General features: G+C 66.2%; 15 protein-coding genes. 11 read left to right on the top strand and 4 right to left on the bottom strand.

Going from position 1 to position 17,569, the window contains the following annotated elements; all coding sequences use genetic code 11:
• Positions 1-261: 261 nt before the first annotated feature.
• Positions 262-1,560, bottom strand: a complete 1,299-nt coding sequence (locus KYC_RS21400) for a class I SAM-dependent methyltransferase (protein WP_085945504.1) — start codon at positions 1,558-1,560, stop codon at positions 262-264.
• Between the two features lie 205 nt (positions 1,561-1,765).
• On the opposite strand from KYC_RS21400, the gene KYC_RS21405 reads away from it, so the two are divergent.
• The 6 genes from KYC_RS21405 (at position 1,766) to KYC_RS21430 (ending at position 7,761) form a co-directional block, all read left to right on the top strand.
• A complete protein-coding gene (locus KYC_RS21405; protein ID WP_008166296.1) occupies positions 1,766-2,914 on the top strand; it encodes a Bcr/CflA family multidrug efflux MFS transporter in 1,149 nt (382 codons plus the stop codon).
• Between the two features lie 311 nt (positions 2,915-3,225).
• On the top strand, positions 3,226-3,462 hold the full coding sequence (gene rpmB, locus KYC_RS21410) for a 50S ribosomal protein L28 (protein ID WP_006390601.1): 237 nt from the start codon (positions 3,226-3,228) through the stop codon (positions 3,460-3,462).
• Positions 3,463-3,499: 37 nt separating this feature from the next.
• Positions 3,500-3,667, top strand: coding sequence for a 50S ribosomal protein L33 (gene rpmG / locus KYC_RS21415; RefSeq protein WP_003810296.1), 168 nt, complete (start codon positions 3,500-3,502; stop codon positions 3,665-3,667).
• Positions 3,668-3,890: 223 nt separating this feature from the next.
• The gene (locus KYC_RS21420; protein ID WP_008166308.1) at positions 3,891-5,120 is read left to right on the top strand and encodes an ABC transporter substrate-binding protein; all 1,230 of its coding nucleotides are present in this window, start codon (positions 3,891-3,893) and stop codon (positions 5,118-5,120) included.
• A complete protein-coding gene (locus KYC_RS21425; protein WP_008166309.1) occupies positions 5,120-6,997 on the top strand; it encodes an ABC transporter permease in 1,878 nt (625 codons plus the stop codon). The genes KYC_RS21420 and KYC_RS21425 overlap by 1 nt, the downstream gene beginning before the upstream one ends.
• Complete coding sequence (locus KYC_RS21430) at positions 6,994-7,761, top strand: ABC transporter ATP-binding protein (protein WP_008166310.1); 768 nt, start codon at positions 6,994-6,996, stop codon at positions 7,759-7,761. Before KYC_RS21425 ends, KYC_RS21430 begins: the two co-directional genes overlap by 4 nt.
• 22 nt (positions 7,762-7,783) lie before the next feature.
• Here the strand turns inward: KYC_RS21430 and KYC_RS21435 are convergent, their stop codons facing one another.
• The 3 genes from KYC_RS21435 to KYC_RS21445 form a co-directional block, all read right to left on the bottom strand.
• A complete protein-coding gene (locus KYC_RS21435) occupies positions 7,784-9,568 on the bottom strand; it encodes a SulP family inorganic anion transporter (RefSeq protein ID WP_043519050.1) in 1,785 nt (594 codons plus the stop codon).
• Between the two features lie 104 nt (positions 9,569-9,672).
• A complete protein-coding gene (locus tag KYC_RS21440) occupies positions 9,673-10,221 on the bottom strand; it encodes a hemerythrin domain-containing protein (RefSeq protein WP_008166312.1) in 549 nt (182 codons plus the stop codon).
• 22 nt (positions 10,222-10,243) lie between these two features.
• Positions 10,244-11,404: a D-alanyl-D-alanine carboxypeptidase family protein gene (locus KYC_RS21445; protein ID WP_081478088.1), complete on the bottom strand. Its 1,161-nt coding sequence runs from the start codon at positions 11,402-11,404 to the stop codon at positions 10,244-10,246.
• 352 nt (positions 11,405-11,756) lie between these two features.
• Between KYC_RS21445 and KYC_RS21450 the strand changes: the two genes are divergently transcribed.
• The 5 genes from KYC_RS21450 to KYC_RS21470 all read left to right on the top strand — a co-directional run bounded on the left by KYC_RS21450 (position 11,757) and on the right by KYC_RS21470 (position 17,568).
• Complete coding sequence (locus tag KYC_RS21450) at positions 11,757-12,215, top strand: HU family DNA-binding protein (protein WP_008166315.1); 459 nt, start codon at positions 11,757-11,759, stop codon at positions 12,213-12,215.
• A 156-nt stretch (positions 12,216-12,371) separates the two neighbouring features.
• A complete protein-coding gene (locus tag KYC_RS21455) occupies positions 12,372-12,884 on the top strand; it encodes a MarR family winged helix-turn-helix transcriptional regulator (RefSeq protein WP_008166316.1) in 513 nt (170 codons plus the stop codon).
• Between the two features lie 104 nt (positions 12,885-12,988).
• The gene (locus KYC_RS21460; protein ID WP_050814923.1) at positions 12,989-14,149 is read left to right on the top strand and encodes an MFS transporter; all 1,161 of its coding nucleotides are present in this window, start codon (positions 12,989-12,991) and stop codon (positions 14,147-14,149) included.
• Positions 14,150-14,236: 87 nt separating this feature from the next.
• Positions 14,237-16,894: a leucine--tRNA ligase gene (gene leuS, locus KYC_RS21465; RefSeq protein ID WP_008166321.1), complete on the top strand. Its 2,658-nt coding sequence runs from the start codon at positions 14,237-14,239 to the stop codon at positions 16,892-16,894.
• Between the two features lie 11 nt (positions 16,895-16,905).
• Positions 16,906-17,568: an LPS-assembly lipoprotein LptE gene (locus tag KYC_RS21470; protein WP_008166322.1), complete on the top strand. Its 663-nt coding sequence runs from the start codon at positions 16,906-16,908 to the stop codon at positions 17,566-17,568.
• The last annotated feature ends 1 nt before the right edge of the window (position 17,569 follow it).

Genomic DNA, 17,569 nt, shown 5'->3' on the forward strand with positions numbered 1-17,569 from the left:
CCCTAGGGAAAATCGCATCGAAAACATGGATACATTAAGTTATTATCTTATTCTTATTAATACATACAGGCCGTTCCAAACTGGGCTGAAGGCACCTTTTGAGACAGCAAAATCTCAGGTTTACGTCCAGATTTCCCACCTGATCCGCCCCCTGCTTCCGGCCTAGCGACCGCTCGTATGGCCCCGCATCCAGCGCGCCGGCCGGCAGGACCAATCAGTTTCTACCCTTCAAATCTAATAGCGAATGGATCATTGGCCGCTTCAGGATTGCCGTCCGTCCGGGCTTGCCAACAACGCATCCCGCGGCTCTCCATACATATAGTCGCGCCGCCACGGATACGAAAGATCCGCCGGTTGGTCCAGTTCGTCCGCGCGCCCCGTCGCCGGCTGCTGGGCCAGGATCTGGTGCAGCGCGATCCAGCCGTGCTCGAAGGCCATGGCGCAGCCGGCCAGGTACAGCCGGTAGGCGCGCAGCGACCGCTCGCCCTGGTCGCCGCCCAGTATCCGCGCCGCATCGGGCAGCCGCGCCTCCAGCCCGTCGCTCCAGGCCCACAGGGTGCGCGCGTAGTGCGGCCGCAGGTTCTCCACGTCCAGGTCTTCCAGGCCGCCGTTGGCCAGCGCCTGCATCACGACGCTGACGTGGGTCAGCTCGCCGCCCGGGAAGATGTATTTTTCGATGAACTCGCCCATGCCGTTGCCCAGCTCGGCGTTGTACACGCCGGCCGCGGTGATGCCGTGGTTCATGATCAGCCCGCCGGGCTTGAGCAGACGCCGCAGCTTGGCGAAATAGCTCTCTAGCTGCGCGCGGCCCACGTGCTCGAACATGCCCACGGACGCGATCTTGTCGTAGGGCTGGGAATCGTCGAGCTTGCGGTAGTCCAGCAATTCCATGCGGACCCGCCCGCCCAGGCCCTTTTCCTGGATCAGCCCGGTGACGTGCGCGTGCTGGTTGCGCGACAGCGTGATGCCGGTGGCGTCCACGCCATAGTTTTCGGCGGCCCAGAGCAGCAGGCCGCCCCACCCCGCCCCGACATCCAGGAACCGCTCGCCAGTCTGCAGGCGCAGCTTGCGGCAGATGTGGTCCAGCTTGGCCTCCTGGGCCTGCGCCAGCTTCATCCCGGGTTCGCGGTAATAGGCGCAGGAATAGACCCGGCGCGGATCCAGCCACAGCGCGTAGAAGTCGTCGGACAGGTCGTAGTGGAATTCGATCTGCCTGGCGTCGCGCTCCACCGAATGCCGCCATACCGACATGACCTTGCGCACCAGTTCGGTCAGCCAGCCGCCGCGCGCGGCATCCATCGGAGACCCCGGCAGCAGCGCCGCGGCAGCCTTCATGACGTCGCGCATGCTGCCTTCGATGTCGATGCGGCCTTCCACGTAGTCTTGCCCCAGCACGCCGACAGCCCCTTCGGCCAGGTGGGCCAGCGCGGTCTTGTCGTGCGTGACGAAGCGGACCCGGGGATCGGGAGCGCCCAGCACGGCGCCGTCGGGCAGCACCAGCTGGACAGGGACAGGCAGCGCCTGAAGTTTGCGTTCCACGACAGATAGCAAAGGATTCACGGCTTCTCCTCCGGACACGTAAGGACGCCACCCACTCTAGCGGAAAACACCCGCAATTTTCCTGTAAGCCGACCCATGATAAAGTCCCCGGCTTGGCGCGAACAGTGCTTACGCATCCGCCCGCGCCTTGTCCCTGCGTCTTACCGCGATCTACATGCCCCCAACACAAACATCCCGCAGCGGCCTGCCCGGTTGGCTTATTCTCATGGGCGCGCTGACGGCCATCGGCCCGTTCGCCATCGACATGTACCTGCCCGCGTTCCCCACGATCGCGGCGAACCTGGGGGTCGCCCGCGGCGACGTCGAACGCACGCTGGCGGCCTACCTGATCGGGCTGGCGATGGCGCAGGTGTTCTACGGCCCGATGGCCGACCGCTACGGCCGCAAGCCGCCGCTGCTGGTGGGCCTGACGCTCTTCATGATCGCCTCGCTGGGCTGCGCGCTGTCGGGCTCGGTCGAAGCCCTGACCGGCTGGCGCGTGGTGCAGGCCATGGGCGGCGCGGCCGGCATCGTGATCCCGCGCGCGGTCATCCGAGACCACTACGAAACCCATGAAGCCGCGCGCGCCATGTCGCTGCTGATGCTCATCATGGGCCTGGCGCCGATTCTCGCGCCGCTCGCGGGCGGGCAGCTCCTGGCCATCACGTCGTGGCGCAGCCTGTTCTGGGTGATGCTGGCGGGCGGCGCGATGCTGATGGCCGCCGTCATCCTGGTGATGAAGGAATCTCTGGCGCCGGAGCGCGTGGTGCCGCTGCGCTGGAGCACCATCCTGCACAACTACCGCAGCCTCTTCGCGCACCGCGGCTTCATGGCGCACAGCCTGGCGGGCGGTTTCGGACAGGCCGGCATGTTCGCCTACATCATCGGTTCGCCGCGCGTTTTCATCGAACTCTACGGCGTGCCGCCGCAGTACTACGGCCTGCTGTTCGGCGCCAATGCGCTGTCGCTCATCGTCTGCTCCCAGATCAGCGCCCGCCTGCTGCGCACCTGCACGCCCGGCCAACTGCAGCGGCGCGCCCTGACTTCGCTGGCCTGCGCCAGCCTGGTCGCCGTGGGGCTCACGCTGGCCGGCTGGCTGACGCTCCCGCTTCTGATGCTGTGCCTGATCGGCTATATGGGCAGCCAGGGCTTCGTGAACCCGAACTCGGCGGCGCTGGCGCTGGCCGACCAGGGCAAGCGCCTTGGCGCCGCCTCAGCCTTATTGGGGACGCTTCAATTGTCCTGCGGCGCGCTGGCGGGTTTTGCCGTCAGCGCCTGGCAATCGGACAGCGCCCTGCCCCTGACGACCACCCTCGCGGCATGCGCCTGCCTGTCCTGGACGGCCGGACGTGTGGCGCGCTCGCACACGGCCTAGCCCTGCCCGCTTGATTTATTTACGCTTTTCGTATTAGAATCGCGGTCTTCACATGAAGTTTCCCGTGCGGGACTACTATGCTTTGTAGTTCAGCACTCTGACCCCAACCCGCGTGTTGTGAATAACCGGGTGGCAGGCAGCGGGTATAAGCACTGGGCGGAATCCACATTCCCCCTCATCCACTAAGACTGGGTGGCCGGAGCAGGCAGCGCACAGCGCAGCCCAAACAGCCCGGCGGCTGAAACCCTGTCTACCCCACCTTGTTACCCCCCAGCGATGCGCGGCAAGAACGACACTAAAGAGGTGCATCCATGGCACGCGTATGCCAAGTGACCGGCAAAGGCCCGATGGTGGGCAACAATGTTTCGCACGCGAACAACAAGACCAAGCGCCGCTTCCTGCCCAACCTGCAATCGCGCCGGTTCTGGGTTGAAAGCGAAAACCGCTGGGTTCGCCTGCGTGTTTCGGCCAAGGCCATCCGCACGATCGACAAGAACGGCATCGACGCCGTGCTGGCCGACATGCGTGCCCGCGGCGAACTGGCCTAATCGGCCCTCCCGCCAATCTACATACTAGGAGCACGACATGGCCAAAGGTATCCGCGAAAAGATCAAGCTCGAGTCGACTGCCGGCACGGGTCATTTCTACACGACCACCAAGAACAAGCGCAACATGCCCGAGAAGATGCTGATCAAGAAATTTGATCCGGTCGCTCGCAAGCACGTCGACTACAAGGAAACCAAGCTGAAGTAATTCGGCCGGTATCCCGCGTTCGAAAAGGCCCTGCAATCGCAGGGCCTTTTTCATTGGCGGGCCATTAAGCGGACGGGCCGAAGAGCGCAAGCGCAGCAAGAGGCGCGACATGGGTTTTTCCATTTGCCCCACCGCCAAAGCGCATGTTTCAATTGGGCCGCACCCGCGGCGCCCCCAGGCGCATGCAGCGACCCGACTCATCCACCGCCTGCGATACCTCGCCATGATCCGTCCCTGCCTTACCCTGCTGCGCCGCGCGCTGGCGCCCGCCCTACTGGCCCTTGCGCTGGCCCCGGCCGCACCCGCCGTCGCGAAAGACAAGGAACCGCCGATCCGCATCGGCGAGATCAACAGCTACAAGGCGATCCCGGCTTTCCTGGGCCCCTACAAAAAGGGCTGGCAGCTTGCGCTGGAAGAGGTCAACGCCGCCGGCGGCGTGCTGGGCAGGAAGCTTGAGGTCATCTCGCGCGACGATAACGGCAACCCCGGCGACTCGGTCCGCGCCGCCCAGGAACTGTTGGCGCGCGAAAAAGTGGAACTGCTATTCGGTGGCTTCCTGTCCAACACCGGCCTGGCACTGACCGACTTCGCCAAGCAGCAGGAAGTGTTCTTCCTGGCGGCAGAGCCCCTTACCGACAAGATCACCTGGCAGGAAGGCAACCGCTATACCTACCGCCTGCGCCCGTCCACGTGGATGCACGTGGCCGCCCTGGCCCCCAAGGCGCTCGCCCTGCGCAAGAAGCGCTGGGCTATTGTTTACCCCAACTACGAATACGGCCAATCCGCCGTGGCCACGTTCAAGGCCATGATGCAGTCGTTCCAGTCCGACGTAGAGTTCGTGGCCGAACAAGCGGTGCCGCTGGGCAAGGTCGACGCCGGCGCGGTCGTGCAGGCGCTGGCGGACGCCAAGCCCGACGCCATTTTCAACGTGCTGTTCGCCGCCGACCTGACCCGCTTCGTGCGCGAAGGCAACACGCGCGGCCTGTTCGAAAACATGCCCGTGGTGTCGGTGCTGTCGGGCGAACCCGAATACCTGGAGCCGCTGGGCGCCGATACGCCCACCGGCTGGATCGTCACCGGCTATCCCTGGTACGCCATCGACACGCCGGCCAATACCGCCTTCGTCGAAGCGTACAAGAAGCGCTACAACGAAACGCCCAAGGTGGGATCGGTGGTCGGTTACGCATCGCTGATGTCCATCGCCGAGGGCCTGAAGGCCGCCGGCTCCGTCGACACGGAAAAACTCGTCGACGCCTTCGCCGGCCTGAAGGTCGACACGCCCTACGGCCCCATCCAATACCGCAAGATCGACCACCAATCCACAATGGGCGTGTACGTGGGCGTCACCGCGCTGGAAGACGGCAAGGGCATCATGAAGGACTTCGCCTACATCGACGGCGCACGTCTGCAGCCGCCCGATGAACAGGTGCGCAAGATGCGCCCGGCGCACTGATGAATGTTTCCGGGCTGCTGCTGCAGCTGCTCAATGGCCTGGCGGACGCCAGCGCGCTGTTCCTGGTTGCCGCCGGCCTGTCGCTGATCTTCGGCGTGACGCGCGTGGTGAACTTCGCGCATGGCTCGTTCTACATGCTGGGCGTCTACCTGGCCTGGACGTTCACCCAATATTTCGGCGGCGGCGCGGGCTATTGGGCCGGCCTGCTGTTGGCCGCGCTGGCTACCGGCCTCATCGGCGCCGCGGCGGAACTGCTGGTTCTCAAGCGCCTTTACCGCGCCCCCGAACTGTTCCAGCTCCTGGCCACCTTCGCGCTGGTGCTCATCATCGGCGATGCGGCGCTGGCCATCTGGGGCCCCGAAGACCTGTTTGCCGCCCGCGCGCCGGGCCTGTCCGGCGCGGTCCAGATCCTGGGGCGCCGCTATCCCGAATACGATCTCCTGCTGATCGCGGCCGGCCCCATCGTGCTGGGTCTGCTGTGGCTGCTGCTCATGCGCACGCGCTGGGGCCGCCTGCTGCGCGCCGCGGCCGAGAACCGCACGATGCTGGCCGCGCTGGGCGTCAACCAGGCCTGGCTGTTCACGTCGGCCTTCACCCTGGGCGCATTCCTGGCCGGCCTGGGGGGCGCGCTGGCCGCGCCGCGCGTGCCCGCCACGCTGGGGCTGGATCTGGAAATCATCGCCAGCGCGTTCGTGGTGGTGGTCGTGGGCGGGCTGGGATCGGTGCCGGGCGCGTTCCTGGCAGCCTTGCTCATCTGCTCGGTCAAGGCCCTTTTTGTTTTCCTGGGCCAGGTGCCCGTCGGCCCCTGGGTCTTCAATCTGTCCAAGCTCACCCTGCTTGCGGAATTCGCCGTCATGGCCGTGGTGTTGGTGGTGCGCCCATGGGGCCTTTTGGGCAAGCCGCCCGCGCCGTCCTCGCACGCAGGCATGCCCGAACGGCCCATCGCCCCGGCCGGCCCGCGCCTGCGGCTGGCCTATGGCGCGCTGCTGGCGCTGCTGGCACTGGTGCCCGTCGCCACGCTGTACTGGCCCTATCTCAGCATCCTGATGACCGAGATCCTGATCGCCGCGCTGTTCGCCGCCAGCCTGCACTTCCTGACCGGCCTGGCTGGCATGACCTCGTTCGGCCACGCGGCCTGGTTCGGCCTGGGCGCCTATGGCGCCGCGCTGCTGCTGAAGCTGGCTGCCATCCCCATGGAAGCCGCCCTGCTCCTGGGCCCCTTCGCGGCAGCATTCGGCGCGCTGGTGTTCGGCTGGTTCTGCGTGCGCCTGTCCGGCGTGTACCTGGCCATGCTGACGCTGGCCGTCGCGCAGATCCTCTGGGCGTTGACCTATCAATGGGACGACGTCACAGGCGGCAGCAACGGCCTGACCGGCCTGTGGCCTTCGGCCTGGCTGGCGCAGGGGCCGTGGTTCTACTACGCCACGCTGGCGCTCTGCACGGCGGGAATCTGGTGGCTGCGCCGGCTGGCGTTCTCGCCGCTAGGCTATGCCCTGCGCGGCGTGCGCGATTCGGCGTTGCGCGCCGAAGCGCTGGGCATGGAAACCCGCCGCGTGCAATGGGCGGGCTTTGTCGCGGCCGCGTTCGCCGCAGGCCTGGCCGGATCGCTGTACGCGTTTTCCAAGGGCAGCATCGCGCCCGACGTGCTGGCGGTGAGCCGGTCCGTGGACGGCCTGGTCATGGTGCTGCTGGGCGGCATCCAGACGTTGGCCGGCCCGCTCGTGGGCGCCGCGTCGTACACCTGGCTGCAGGACGCCGCCGCGCGCAGCACCGAATACTGGCATGCCGTGCTGGGCCTTGCCATCCTGGCGCTTGTCATGGCCTTCCCCGAAGGTCTTGCCGGCGCGGCCGCGCGCCTGCGCGGGAGGCAGGCATGAACCATTCCGCCCCGCTGCTGCAGGTCCGCGGCCTGCGCAAATCGTTCGGCGGCATCGACGCGCTGGCGGATGTGTCCTTCACGCTCGACGCCGGAAGCATGCTGGCCCTGATCGGCCCCAACGGCGCGGGCAAATCGACCTGCTTCAACGTGCTTGGCGGGCAGTTGCGCCCCGACACCGGCTCCGTCCTGCTGGATGGGCAGGAACTGGTCGGCCTGTCGGCGGGCAGGATCTGCCGCCTGGGCGTGGGACGCACCTTCCAGACCGCCGCCACGTTCCGGTCGATGACCGTGCTGGAAAATGTGCAGACCGCGCTACTGTCGCGCGATCGAGTGCTCTTCAATCCCTGGCGCCGCGCGGCGCGGCATGCGGCGGACGAAGCGATGACCCTGCTGTCCCAGGTGCAGATGGCCAACAAGGCCGGCGAAGCCTGCGGCACGCTGGCGTACGGCGACGTCAAGCGGGTCGAACTGGCCATGGCGCTGGCGCACCAGCCGCGGCTTCTGCTCATGGACGAACCGACCGCCGGCATGGCGACCAACGAACGCCATGCGCTGATGCGCCTGACGCGCAAGCTGGCCGACACGCAGCGCATCGCCGTCCTGTTCACGGAGCACAGCCTGGATGTCGTGTTCAAGCACGCGGACCGCATCGCGGTGCTGGTGCGCGGCAGCCTGCTGGCCGAAGGCGCGCCCGCCGCGATCGCGGCCGACGAACGGGTCAAGGCCGCCTACCTGGGCGCCGAAGCGCCTCATTCCGCCTGACAAGCGTGCGCCGAACGCGGGCTCAGCCGCCCGACTGCGGGCTTTCGGGCTGGCATTCCCAGAATATCCGGGCCTTGCAGCCGGCGCAGATGCCCTTATCCAGCTTGGCGTAGATCGTGTGCAGCGCCGTCGCCTTGTCGGGAAAGATGTGGTCCTCGCCCAGCCGTTCCAGAAACCCCGTGCGCCGCCACATATCCATGACCTCTGGCCGGGGCCGATGGAAGTAGAGGTCGCCGCCCATGGCGCGCCTGGCGATGAGCTCGTCGTCCCAGACCTGCGCGCCGGCCAGGTCGATGAAGTTCATGCTTTTCGCCATCACCAGCAGATGGCGGGGCGCCCCCGGCGCCGCACGCAGATCATGCAGGCGCTGCGCCACATGCGCGGCCGCGCCGAAATAGACCGAGCCTTCCATCCGCAGCAGCTTGAGCTGCGGGCATTCCGGCAGCGCGTCGCGCTGTTGCTCCAGCACGACGAAACGCCGGTCCAGGCCACGCGAATCGAAGCCCATCGTGCGCATCGCCGGCCGCGACGTGCGGTGCAGGTAGACCATGAGAGACAGCACCGTGCCCAGCAGGATCGCCACTTCCATGCGGATCGCGATCGTGGCGGCCAGCGTAGCAAAGGCGATGGCGCATTCTCCCGGCTGCGTGCGCAGCAAATGACGCCAGCGCGGAATGTCCAGCAGGGTCCATGCCACCAGCAGCAGCAGGCCGGAGATGGCGGCGTGCGGAATCATCGCCAGCAGCTTCGCTGAAACGGCCACCAGCAGCATCAGCAGCAGCGCCGAAAACACGGACGCCAGCGGCGTCTTCGCGCCGGCCTCGTAGTTCGGGATGGACCGGTTCAGCGACCCACAGGACAGGTAGCAGGAGAAAAAGCCGCCGACGATGTTGGACAGGCCCTGCCCCACGAATTCGCGGTTCGCGTCGATACGCTGGCCCGAACGGGACGCCACGGCCTTGGCGATGGAAATGGATTGCGCCAGCGCCACGATGGTCAGCGCAAAAGCCAGGCTCAGCAGGTCGGGCAACGCGCGCCAATCGACGCTGGGTATGTGGAAAGGCGGCCAGGGCTGCGCAATTGCGCCCAGCACCGGCACGGGTGTACCGTCCCCGTCCTGGACCAGCGCGTTGAACGCCCAGGCGGCGAACGTTCCGGCCGCCAGTCCCAGCAACATGTAAGGCTTGCGCTTGTCCAGTTTGCGCGCCAGCAAAGCGGCGGCCAGGGTCGCCAGCGTCACCAGCAGCGCGCCCACATGCACCTGCCCGATATGCGTGGCCAGGGTTTCCAGCACGGCGCCCGCGCCGTGCGCTTCGGACGCCGGCAGGCCCAGCGCGTCCTTCAGCGCGTGCACCGCGATCAGCACGGCCGCCCCGCTGGTGAAGCCGAACAATGCCGACGGGGAAATGAAATGCGCCAGCGAACCCAGCCGCAGCGTTCCCACGAGCCACTGCATCACGCCAACCAGCACCGTCACGGCCAGGGCAAGCTGGATGTACCCGGGGCTGCCCGCGGCCGCCAAGGGCGCCAGCACCGCGAACAGCGCGAGCGAGTTGGCGTTGGTCGGCCCGGACATTACGTGGCGGCTGGACCCGAAAAGCGCGGCCACAATACAGGGCACGATCGCGGAATACAGCCCGTATTCCGGCGGCAGCCCCGCCAGCGTCGCGAACGCCACGCCCTGCGGCAGCACCAGCAGCGCGCCCAGCAGGCCTGCAGCCAAGTCGGCGCGCAAGGTCGTCCTATTGACCTCATCCACCCACGAGCCGAACAGCCGCCGCGCTACGTTCCTTCCCCCCTGCATCATTCCGTCTTATTCCCTGGACATCGGTATTTGTGACTGTCCGCGTAGCGTAATCGCTCGATCCTGGCCACGCAACGCGTACATCGCTCTACGTTCGCCGCGACGGCTCAGCCGGCTTCACCGCCGCGCCGCGCTTTCATGGCCTGTCCGATCGCGGCCAGCGCATCGTCCGATATCAGCCGGGCCGCCATCGGCAGCAGCTCTTCCTCTTCGCGCCGGATATGCGTCGCATAGGCCTCGGCGAAGGCCTGCACCTGCGGCGCCGGCAGCTCCGCCGGCCGGCCGGCCGCGATCTCGGACAGCGTGCGGCGCAACGGCTCCCATAGCCCGGCCAGCCGCCGATGGTCCTGCATCAACCCTTCCACCAGCGCATGCAGGCAGCCGGCGTCGGAGCCTGCCATCGACTCGATCAGGGCCGGGAACAGGTCTTCTTCCTCGTCTTCGTGGTGATGCGCCGCGGCCGTGTCGAAGTACCGGCGCACGCTGGCGGCGGCGGTTTGCGCGGTCGCATCGCTGCCGTGCGCGGGCAGGTGAGCCGCCAGCCGCGCCAGGGTGGCGCATTGGCGGGCAATCCGCCCATGGCAGGCCGACAGCAGGGCCAGCGGTTCTTCAGGGCCCGGCGCCGCGGCCGGTCCGCCAGGAAAGCTCACTGCCATCGCATGCCTCCGTTGTATTGCGCTATCCCTCGGTTCCCCGCCACCACAAGCGGAGTGAATCCCACGCGCGCCCCGCGAATCCCGCCTGCGCCACAGGCTCCAGCGCGACCACCGGGAACTGCATGGCCGGCTTGCCGTCCACCAGCACCCGAAGCTCGCCCACCGTGGATTGGGCCGTGATCGGCGCGACCAGCGGCGCCTGCGGCGTCCACACGGATTCGACCTTGGCGCCGGCGGGCACCGTAACGTAAGCGTCCCGCGCGACACCCGCCTTCAGGCTGTCGCTTTCACCCTTCCAGACCTCGGGCGTGGCCACGGCCTGGCCGCGCGCGTACAGCTTGATGGTATTGAACCCCTGAAAGCCCCACTCCAGCAACTCGCGGCTTTCCTGCGTGCGCACCTTGTCCGACGTCGTGCCCACTACCACCGTGATCAGCCGGCGCTGGTCGTCGCCATTGGGCCGGCGCGCCGTGGCCACAATGCAATAGCCCGCCGAATCCGTGTGCCCCGTCTTCAGGCCGTCCACGCTGGGATCGAGCCACAAGAGGCGGTTGCGGTTGGACTGGGTGATCTTGTTGAACGTGAATTGCCTGGCGGAATCGTATTGCCCGTACAACTGGGGAAAGTCGCGGATGTAGCGCGTGGCCAGGATGGACAGGTCGCTGGCGGTCGAATACGTGTCCGGGTCCGGCAGGCCGTGCGGGCTGGCGAAACGCGTGGCGTGCAGACCCAGCCTGGCGGCGGTGTCGTTCATCCGCGCGACAAAGGCCTCGACGCTGCCGGACACGGCCTCGGCCAGCGCAATGGCCGCGTCGTTGCCCGACTGGATCATCAGGCCGCGCAGCAGATCGTCTACCGACACCTTCGATCCCGGCTCCAGGAACATCTTCGAACTGCCCGCCGGCACCTTCCAGGCCCGCGTCGAGATCGTGACCAGCTGGCTGGACGTCAGCTCATTCTTGCTCAGGGCTTCGAACACGACATAGGCCGTCATGATCTTCGTCAAGGACGCCGGCTCGATCCGGGTCGTGGCCGCGTGCGACGCGATGACCTGGCCGCTGGTTTCGTCCAGCAGCAGCCAGGCCTTGGCCGACAGCGCCGGCGCAGGCATTGGTTGCGCCATGGCGCCGGATATACAAGCGGTCGCAACGAGCAGGCTCGCCGCCAACTTTTTCATCAACATATGCTGCTTCACTTCCATGCGTGGTTTCTTCCGGCGCTTAAAACAGGCTTGAAATGCCTGAATTCAGGGGCTTTCGGCACATGCCGCCCTTGCGCGCCGCCCGCAATTTGAACATGCGCGGCGCGTAAGGTTCATCGCCGCGCAAGCACGCAAGATTTGGCCGCGAATGTCACGACATCTTGCAAGAGCCCTTGTATAAAGCGCTTTTCTGCGCTGAAAACAACAAACAGTGGCTGAAAACCCGCTGGAAAGCCGCATTTAACGCCACTCTTCCGCTATCATCGGGCGCGTAGCGTTAAACGCCGATACCCGGCGCGCGCTGCTCCATGTCCTCAACATACGGATTTTGACCATGGCCACGAAAGCAAAAGCTCCTGCCAAGAAAGTCACCAAGCCCGCCGTCAAGGCGCCCGCAAAGAAGGCAACCGCCGCCAAGCCCGCTGTGAAGCCGGCTGCCAAGAAGGTCGTCGCCGCCAAGAAGGTCGCTGCTGCACCCAAGGCCATCAAGGCTGCTCTGAACAAGACCCAGCTCATCGCCTACATCGTCGAGCAATCCGGCGTCGAAGCCAAGTCGGTCAAGGCCGTCCTGGCCAGCCTGGAAACCTCGGTGCTGGGTTCCGTGGACAAGAAGGGCGCCGGCGAATTCACGCTGCCCGGCCTGTTCAAGGTTGCCGTGCAGAAGGTTCCCGCCAAGGCCAAGCGCTTCGGCAAGGATCCGTTCACGGGTGAAGAGCGCTGGTTCCCCGCCAAGCCGGCTTCGGTCAAGGTGAAGGTTCGCCCGCTCAAGAAGCTGAAGGACGCCGCGCAGTAATTCGTTTACGCGCAGTATCCGGTCAAGCCGGGAAGGGCCCGCCTCGAAAGAGGCGGGCCCTTCTTTTTTGCGCCGCGCTTTGCATCGCCACGGCCACGCTGCTAGAATTTATCTCTACGTAAAGATATTTCACGTCGAAATAAATACCAGCCTCCCATGAACGATCTCGTCGATCTCGTAATTTCGCAGTGGACGAAGGAATGCCCATCGCAGGACTTCTCCTCCATGTCGGTCGTCGCGCGCCTGTTCCGCCTGAACGCGTTCGCCGCCCGCAACGTCAACCGCACATTCCGCCAGCACAGCCTGCACCAGGGCGAGTTCGACGTGCTGGCCACGCTCTATCGCAGCGGCGCGCCCCACGCGATGAATCCGCAACGGCTGGTCGACGCTTTGCTGCTGACCTCGGGCGCCATGACCAATCGCCTGGATCGCCTGGAACAGGCGGGCCTGCTGGTGCGCAACCCCAATCCCGATGACCGCCGCGGCGTCATCGTGTCGCTCACGGCGGAGGGATTGCGCGTCATCAAGCTGGTGCTCAAGGAATACCTGAAGGACCTGAACGAATTGCTGGAACCCCTGTCGGCGGCCGAACGCCGGCAACTGGCCGGTCTTCTGAAAAAGCTGCTGCTCAAGCAGGATCAGGACACGCCGGGCAGCGTCGGCGCCTGATTCTGCGCCCCCGCCAGTTCTCCCATATTTCCTTTTTTCGCTGCAAACCCGTGACTTCCCCGACGCAAACGACGCCGACCCTGACGGCTCCCATCATCCTGCTGATGTCCGTGGCCACCGGCCTGGCCGTCGCCAGCAACTATTACGCGCAGCCTTTGCTGCACACCATCAGCCAGCAGTTCTCGATATCCAACGCCGCGGCCGGCGCCATCGTCACCACCGCGCAACTGAGCTACGCGGTAGGCCTGATGCTGCTGGTGCCCCTGGGCGACATGTTCGAGCGCCGCGCGCTGATCGTGCTGATGAATCTGCTGGCGGCGGGCGGCCTGCTGATTTCCGCCTTCGCCACCAATATCGTGGTCCTGATCATCGGCACCGCGCTGACCGGCATGCTGTCCGTCGTGGCCCAGATCCTCGTGCCGTTCGCCGCCACGCTGGCGGCGCCCCATGAACGGGGCAAGGCCGTCGGCACCGTCATGAGCGGGCTGCTGCTGGGCATCCTGCTGGCCCGCACCGCCGCCGGCGCGCTGGCGGACGTGGGCAGCTGGCGCACCGTCTATTGGGTGGCCGCCATCCTGATGGTGCTCATGTCCGCCGTCCTGTGGCGCGTGCTGCCCCGCTACCAGAGCCCCACGGCGATGAGCTATCCGCGCCTCCTGGGCTCCATCCTGCGCATGTTCGTCGAGGAACCCCTGTTCCGCGCCCGGTCGCTGCTGGGCGGCCTGCTCTTTGCAGCATTCAGCATGTTGTGGACGCCGCTGACGTTCCTGCTGGCCAGCCCCCCCTATGAATACAGCAATACGACCATCGGCTTGTTCGGCCTGGCGGGCGCCGCGGGGGCCTATGCCGCCAACCGCTTCGGACGCCTCGCCGACCGCGGCCTGGGCAATCTAGCCACCCGCGCCGGGCTGTTGCTGCTCCTGGGATCATGGGGACTGATGGCATTCGGCCAGGTCTCGGTCATTGCCCTGCTGGCGGGCATCCTGCTGCAGGACCTTGCCATCCAGGGCGTGCACGTCACCAACACCAGTTCCATCTACCGCCTGCGGCCCGAGGCCCGCAGCCGCCTCACCGCGGGCTATGTCACCTGCTATTTCATCGGCGGGGCCTCGGGTTCGCTGGTATCGTCCTGGCTTTACGCCCATTTTGGCTGGCCCGGCGTGGTCACCGCGGGCGCCGTCCTGGGAGCCGTTACGCTGGCTTACGGCGCCCTCGCGCCCAGTGCGCGCATCCCCGAAACGGCCTCTCCCACTGCCCGCGCCTAGCACCTCCTATAATCAGGGGTTTTGACCGCCTCCGCGCCCCGGCGCGATGGGGCGGCTCACCTCTTTTTTGCCACCGCGCACGAGCCCATGCAGGAACGCTACCTCCCCACTACCGTCGAAGCGGCCGCCCACCAAGACTGGCAGGCCCGGGACGTCTATCTGGTCCACGAACACGCTAAGAACCCCGACGGCTCCGAAAAGCCGAAGTTCTACGCCTGCTCCATGCTGCCCTACCCCAGCGGCAAGCTGCACATGGGCCACGTGCGCAACTACACCATCAACGACATGATGGCCCGCCAGCTGCGCATGCGCGGCTACAACGTCCTGATGCCCATGGGCTGGGACGCTTTCGGCATGCCGGCGGAAAACGCCGCCATCAAGTCCAAGGTCCCGCCCGCCAAGTGGACCTACGACAACATCGCCTACATGAAGAAGCAAATGAAGGCGATGGGCTTGGCGATCGACTGGACGCGCGAAATGTGCGCCTGCGATCCCCAGTACTACAAGTGGAACCAGTGGCTGTTCCTGAAGATGCTCGAAAAGGGCGTGGCCTACCGCAAGACCCAGGTCGTGAACTGGGATCCGGTGGACCAGACCGTGCTGGCCAACGAACAGGTCATCGACGGCCGCGGCTGGCGCTCGGGCGCGCTCGTCGAAAAGCGCGAGATCCCGGGCTACTACCTGCGCATCACCGACTACGCCGACGAACTCCTGGGCGCGGTCCAGAATGATCTGCCCGGCTGGCCAGAGCGCGTGCGCCTGATGCAGGAAAACTGGATCGGCAAGTCCGAGGGCCTGCGCTTCGCCTTCCCGCACCAGATCGCCGGCCAGGATGGCCAGCTGATCCAGGACGGCAAGCTGTACGTCTTCACCACCCGCGCCGACACCATCATGGGCGTGACCTTCTGCGCCGTAGCGCCGGAACACCCCCTGGCCACGCACGCCGCCCTCGCCAATCCGCAGTTGGGCGCGTTCATCGAACAGTGCAAGCTGGGCGGCACGACCGAGGCCGAAATGGCCACGCGCGAAAAGGAAGGCATGCCGACGGGCCTATTCGTCACGCACCCGGTCACGGGCGCGCAGGTCGAGGTCTGGGTCGGCAACTATGTGCTCATGACCTACGGCGACGGCGCCGTCATGGGCGTGCCGTCGCACGACGAGCGCGATTTCGCCTTCGCCAAGAAATACAACCTGCCGATCGTGCAGGTCGTGGACGTGCCCGGCAAGGACTACTCCACCGACGCCTGGCAGGAATGGTACGGCGACAAGCAATCGGGCCGCACCATCAACTCCGGCAAGTACGACGGCCTGTCCTACAAGGAAGCCGTGGACGCCATCGCCGCCGACCTCGGCGCGCAGGGCCTGGGCGAAAAACAGACCACCTGGCGCCTGCGCGACTGGGGCATTTCGCGCCAGCGCTACTGGGGCACCCCGATCCCCATCATCCACTGCGCGGACTGCGGCCCCGTCCCGGTGCCGGAAAAAGACCTGCCCGTCGTCCTGCCGGACGACCTGATCCCCGACGGCAGCGGCAACCCGCTGGCCAAGAACGAAGCCTTCCTGTCCTGCTCGTGCCCCAAGTGCGGCAAGCCCGCGCGCCGCGAAACGGACACGATGGACACGTTCGTGGACTCGTCCTGGTACTTCATGCGCTACACCTCGCCCGGCAACGACAACGCCATGGTCGACGCGCGCAATGACTACTGGATGCCGATGGACCAGTACATCGGCGGCATCGAGCACGCGGTCCTGCACCTGCTGTACGCCCGCTTCTGGACCAAGGTCATGCGCGACATGGGCCTGCTCAACTTCGACGAGCCCTTCACCAAGCTGCTGTGCCAGGGCATGGTGCTCAACCACATCTATTCGCGTAAGACGCCTCAGGGCGGCATCGAATACTTCTGGCCCGAAGACGTCGAAAACGTCTACGACGACCGCGGCGCCATCGTCGGCGCCAAGCTGAAGTCGGACGGCTCCGCCATCAACTATGGCGGCGTGGGCACGATGTCCAAGTCCAAGAACAACGGCGTCGACCCGCAATCGCTGATCGACACCCTGGGCGCCGACACGGCCCGCCTGTTCGTCATGTTCGCCAGCCCGCCCGAGCAGACCCTGGAGTGGTCCGATTCCGGCGTCGAAGGCTCCAACCGCTTCCTGCGCCGCCTCTGGTCCATCAGCTATGCGCGGCGCGACGCCGTGGCGCGCGGCCTGGGCCAGGGCGCCGACTGGACGCAGGCCCCCGCCGCCGTCAAGGATCTGCGCCGCGAGGTCTATTCGCTGCTCAAGCAGGCCGACTACGACTACCAGCGCATCCAGTACAACACCGTCGTGTCCGCCTGCATGAAAATGCTGAACGCCATCGACGATGCCAAGCTGCCCGAAGGCGCCCACGCCGACGCCGCCTACGCCGAGACCCTCGGCCTCCTGCTACGCGTGCTGTATCCGGTCGTGCCCCACATCACCTGGCACCTGTGGCAAGACCTGGGTTACGCCAAGGAACTGGGCGACCTGCTCGACGCGCCGTGGCCGCACGTGGACGAAGCCGCCCTCGTCGCCGACGAAATCGAGCTGATGCTGCAGGTCAACGGCAAGCTGCGCGGATCCATCCGCGTGGCCGCCAAGGCCGCCAAGGAAGACATCGAAAAGCTTGCCGCCAGCCAGGAAGAGGTCGCCCGCTTCCTGGAAGGCCGTCCGCCCAAGCGCGTCATCGTGGTTCCGGGCAAACTGGTCAACGTCGTAGGCTGATGAGGTCAAGCATGCACTTCGCCGGGCAAGAAACGCACTTTTCCCGCCAATCCTGGCTGCTGCGCGGCGCCTGCCTGGCGCTGTTCATGCTGCTCTCCGCCTGCGGCTTTGCGCTGCGGGGAGTGACCCCGATGCCGTTCGAAAGACTGTACGTGGGCATACCCGACAACACGCAGTTCGGCGCCGACGTGCGCCGCGCCGTGCGCGCGGCCTCGCCGAACACCAAGCTGGTCGACACCCCCAAAGAGGCGCAAGCCATCCTGCAGCAGGTGAGCGATTCGCGCACGCTGCGCGAGGTCTCGCTGAACGCCCAGGGCCGCGTCGAATCGTACGAACTCGGCATCAACTACACGTTCCGCCTGATCGACGCCCAGGGCCGCGCGCTGGTGCCGGACACGACGCTGTCCATCTACCGCGAAATGCCCTACGACGATCAGGTCGTGCAGGCCAAGCAGGGACAGATCGACACCCTGTTCAAGACCATGCAGCGCGACCTGGTGTCGCGCCTGCTGCGCCGCATCACGGCGCCGGATGTGCACAAGGCGTTCGAAGCCGCGCAGCAAGGCGAAGACACCGGCGAGACCCCGCTGTTCAACCCGAACGCGCCGCAGCCGCAACGTGTGCCCACGCCCTGGCAGACGCCGTCCGTCACCGATCCGACCAACGTGCGCTAGC

It is taken from the genome of Achromobacter arsenitoxydans SY8, from assembly GCF_000236785.1.
Lineage (GTDB): Bacteria > Pseudomonadota > Gammaproteobacteria > Burkholderiales > Burkholderiaceae_B > Achromobacter > Achromobacter arsenitoxydans.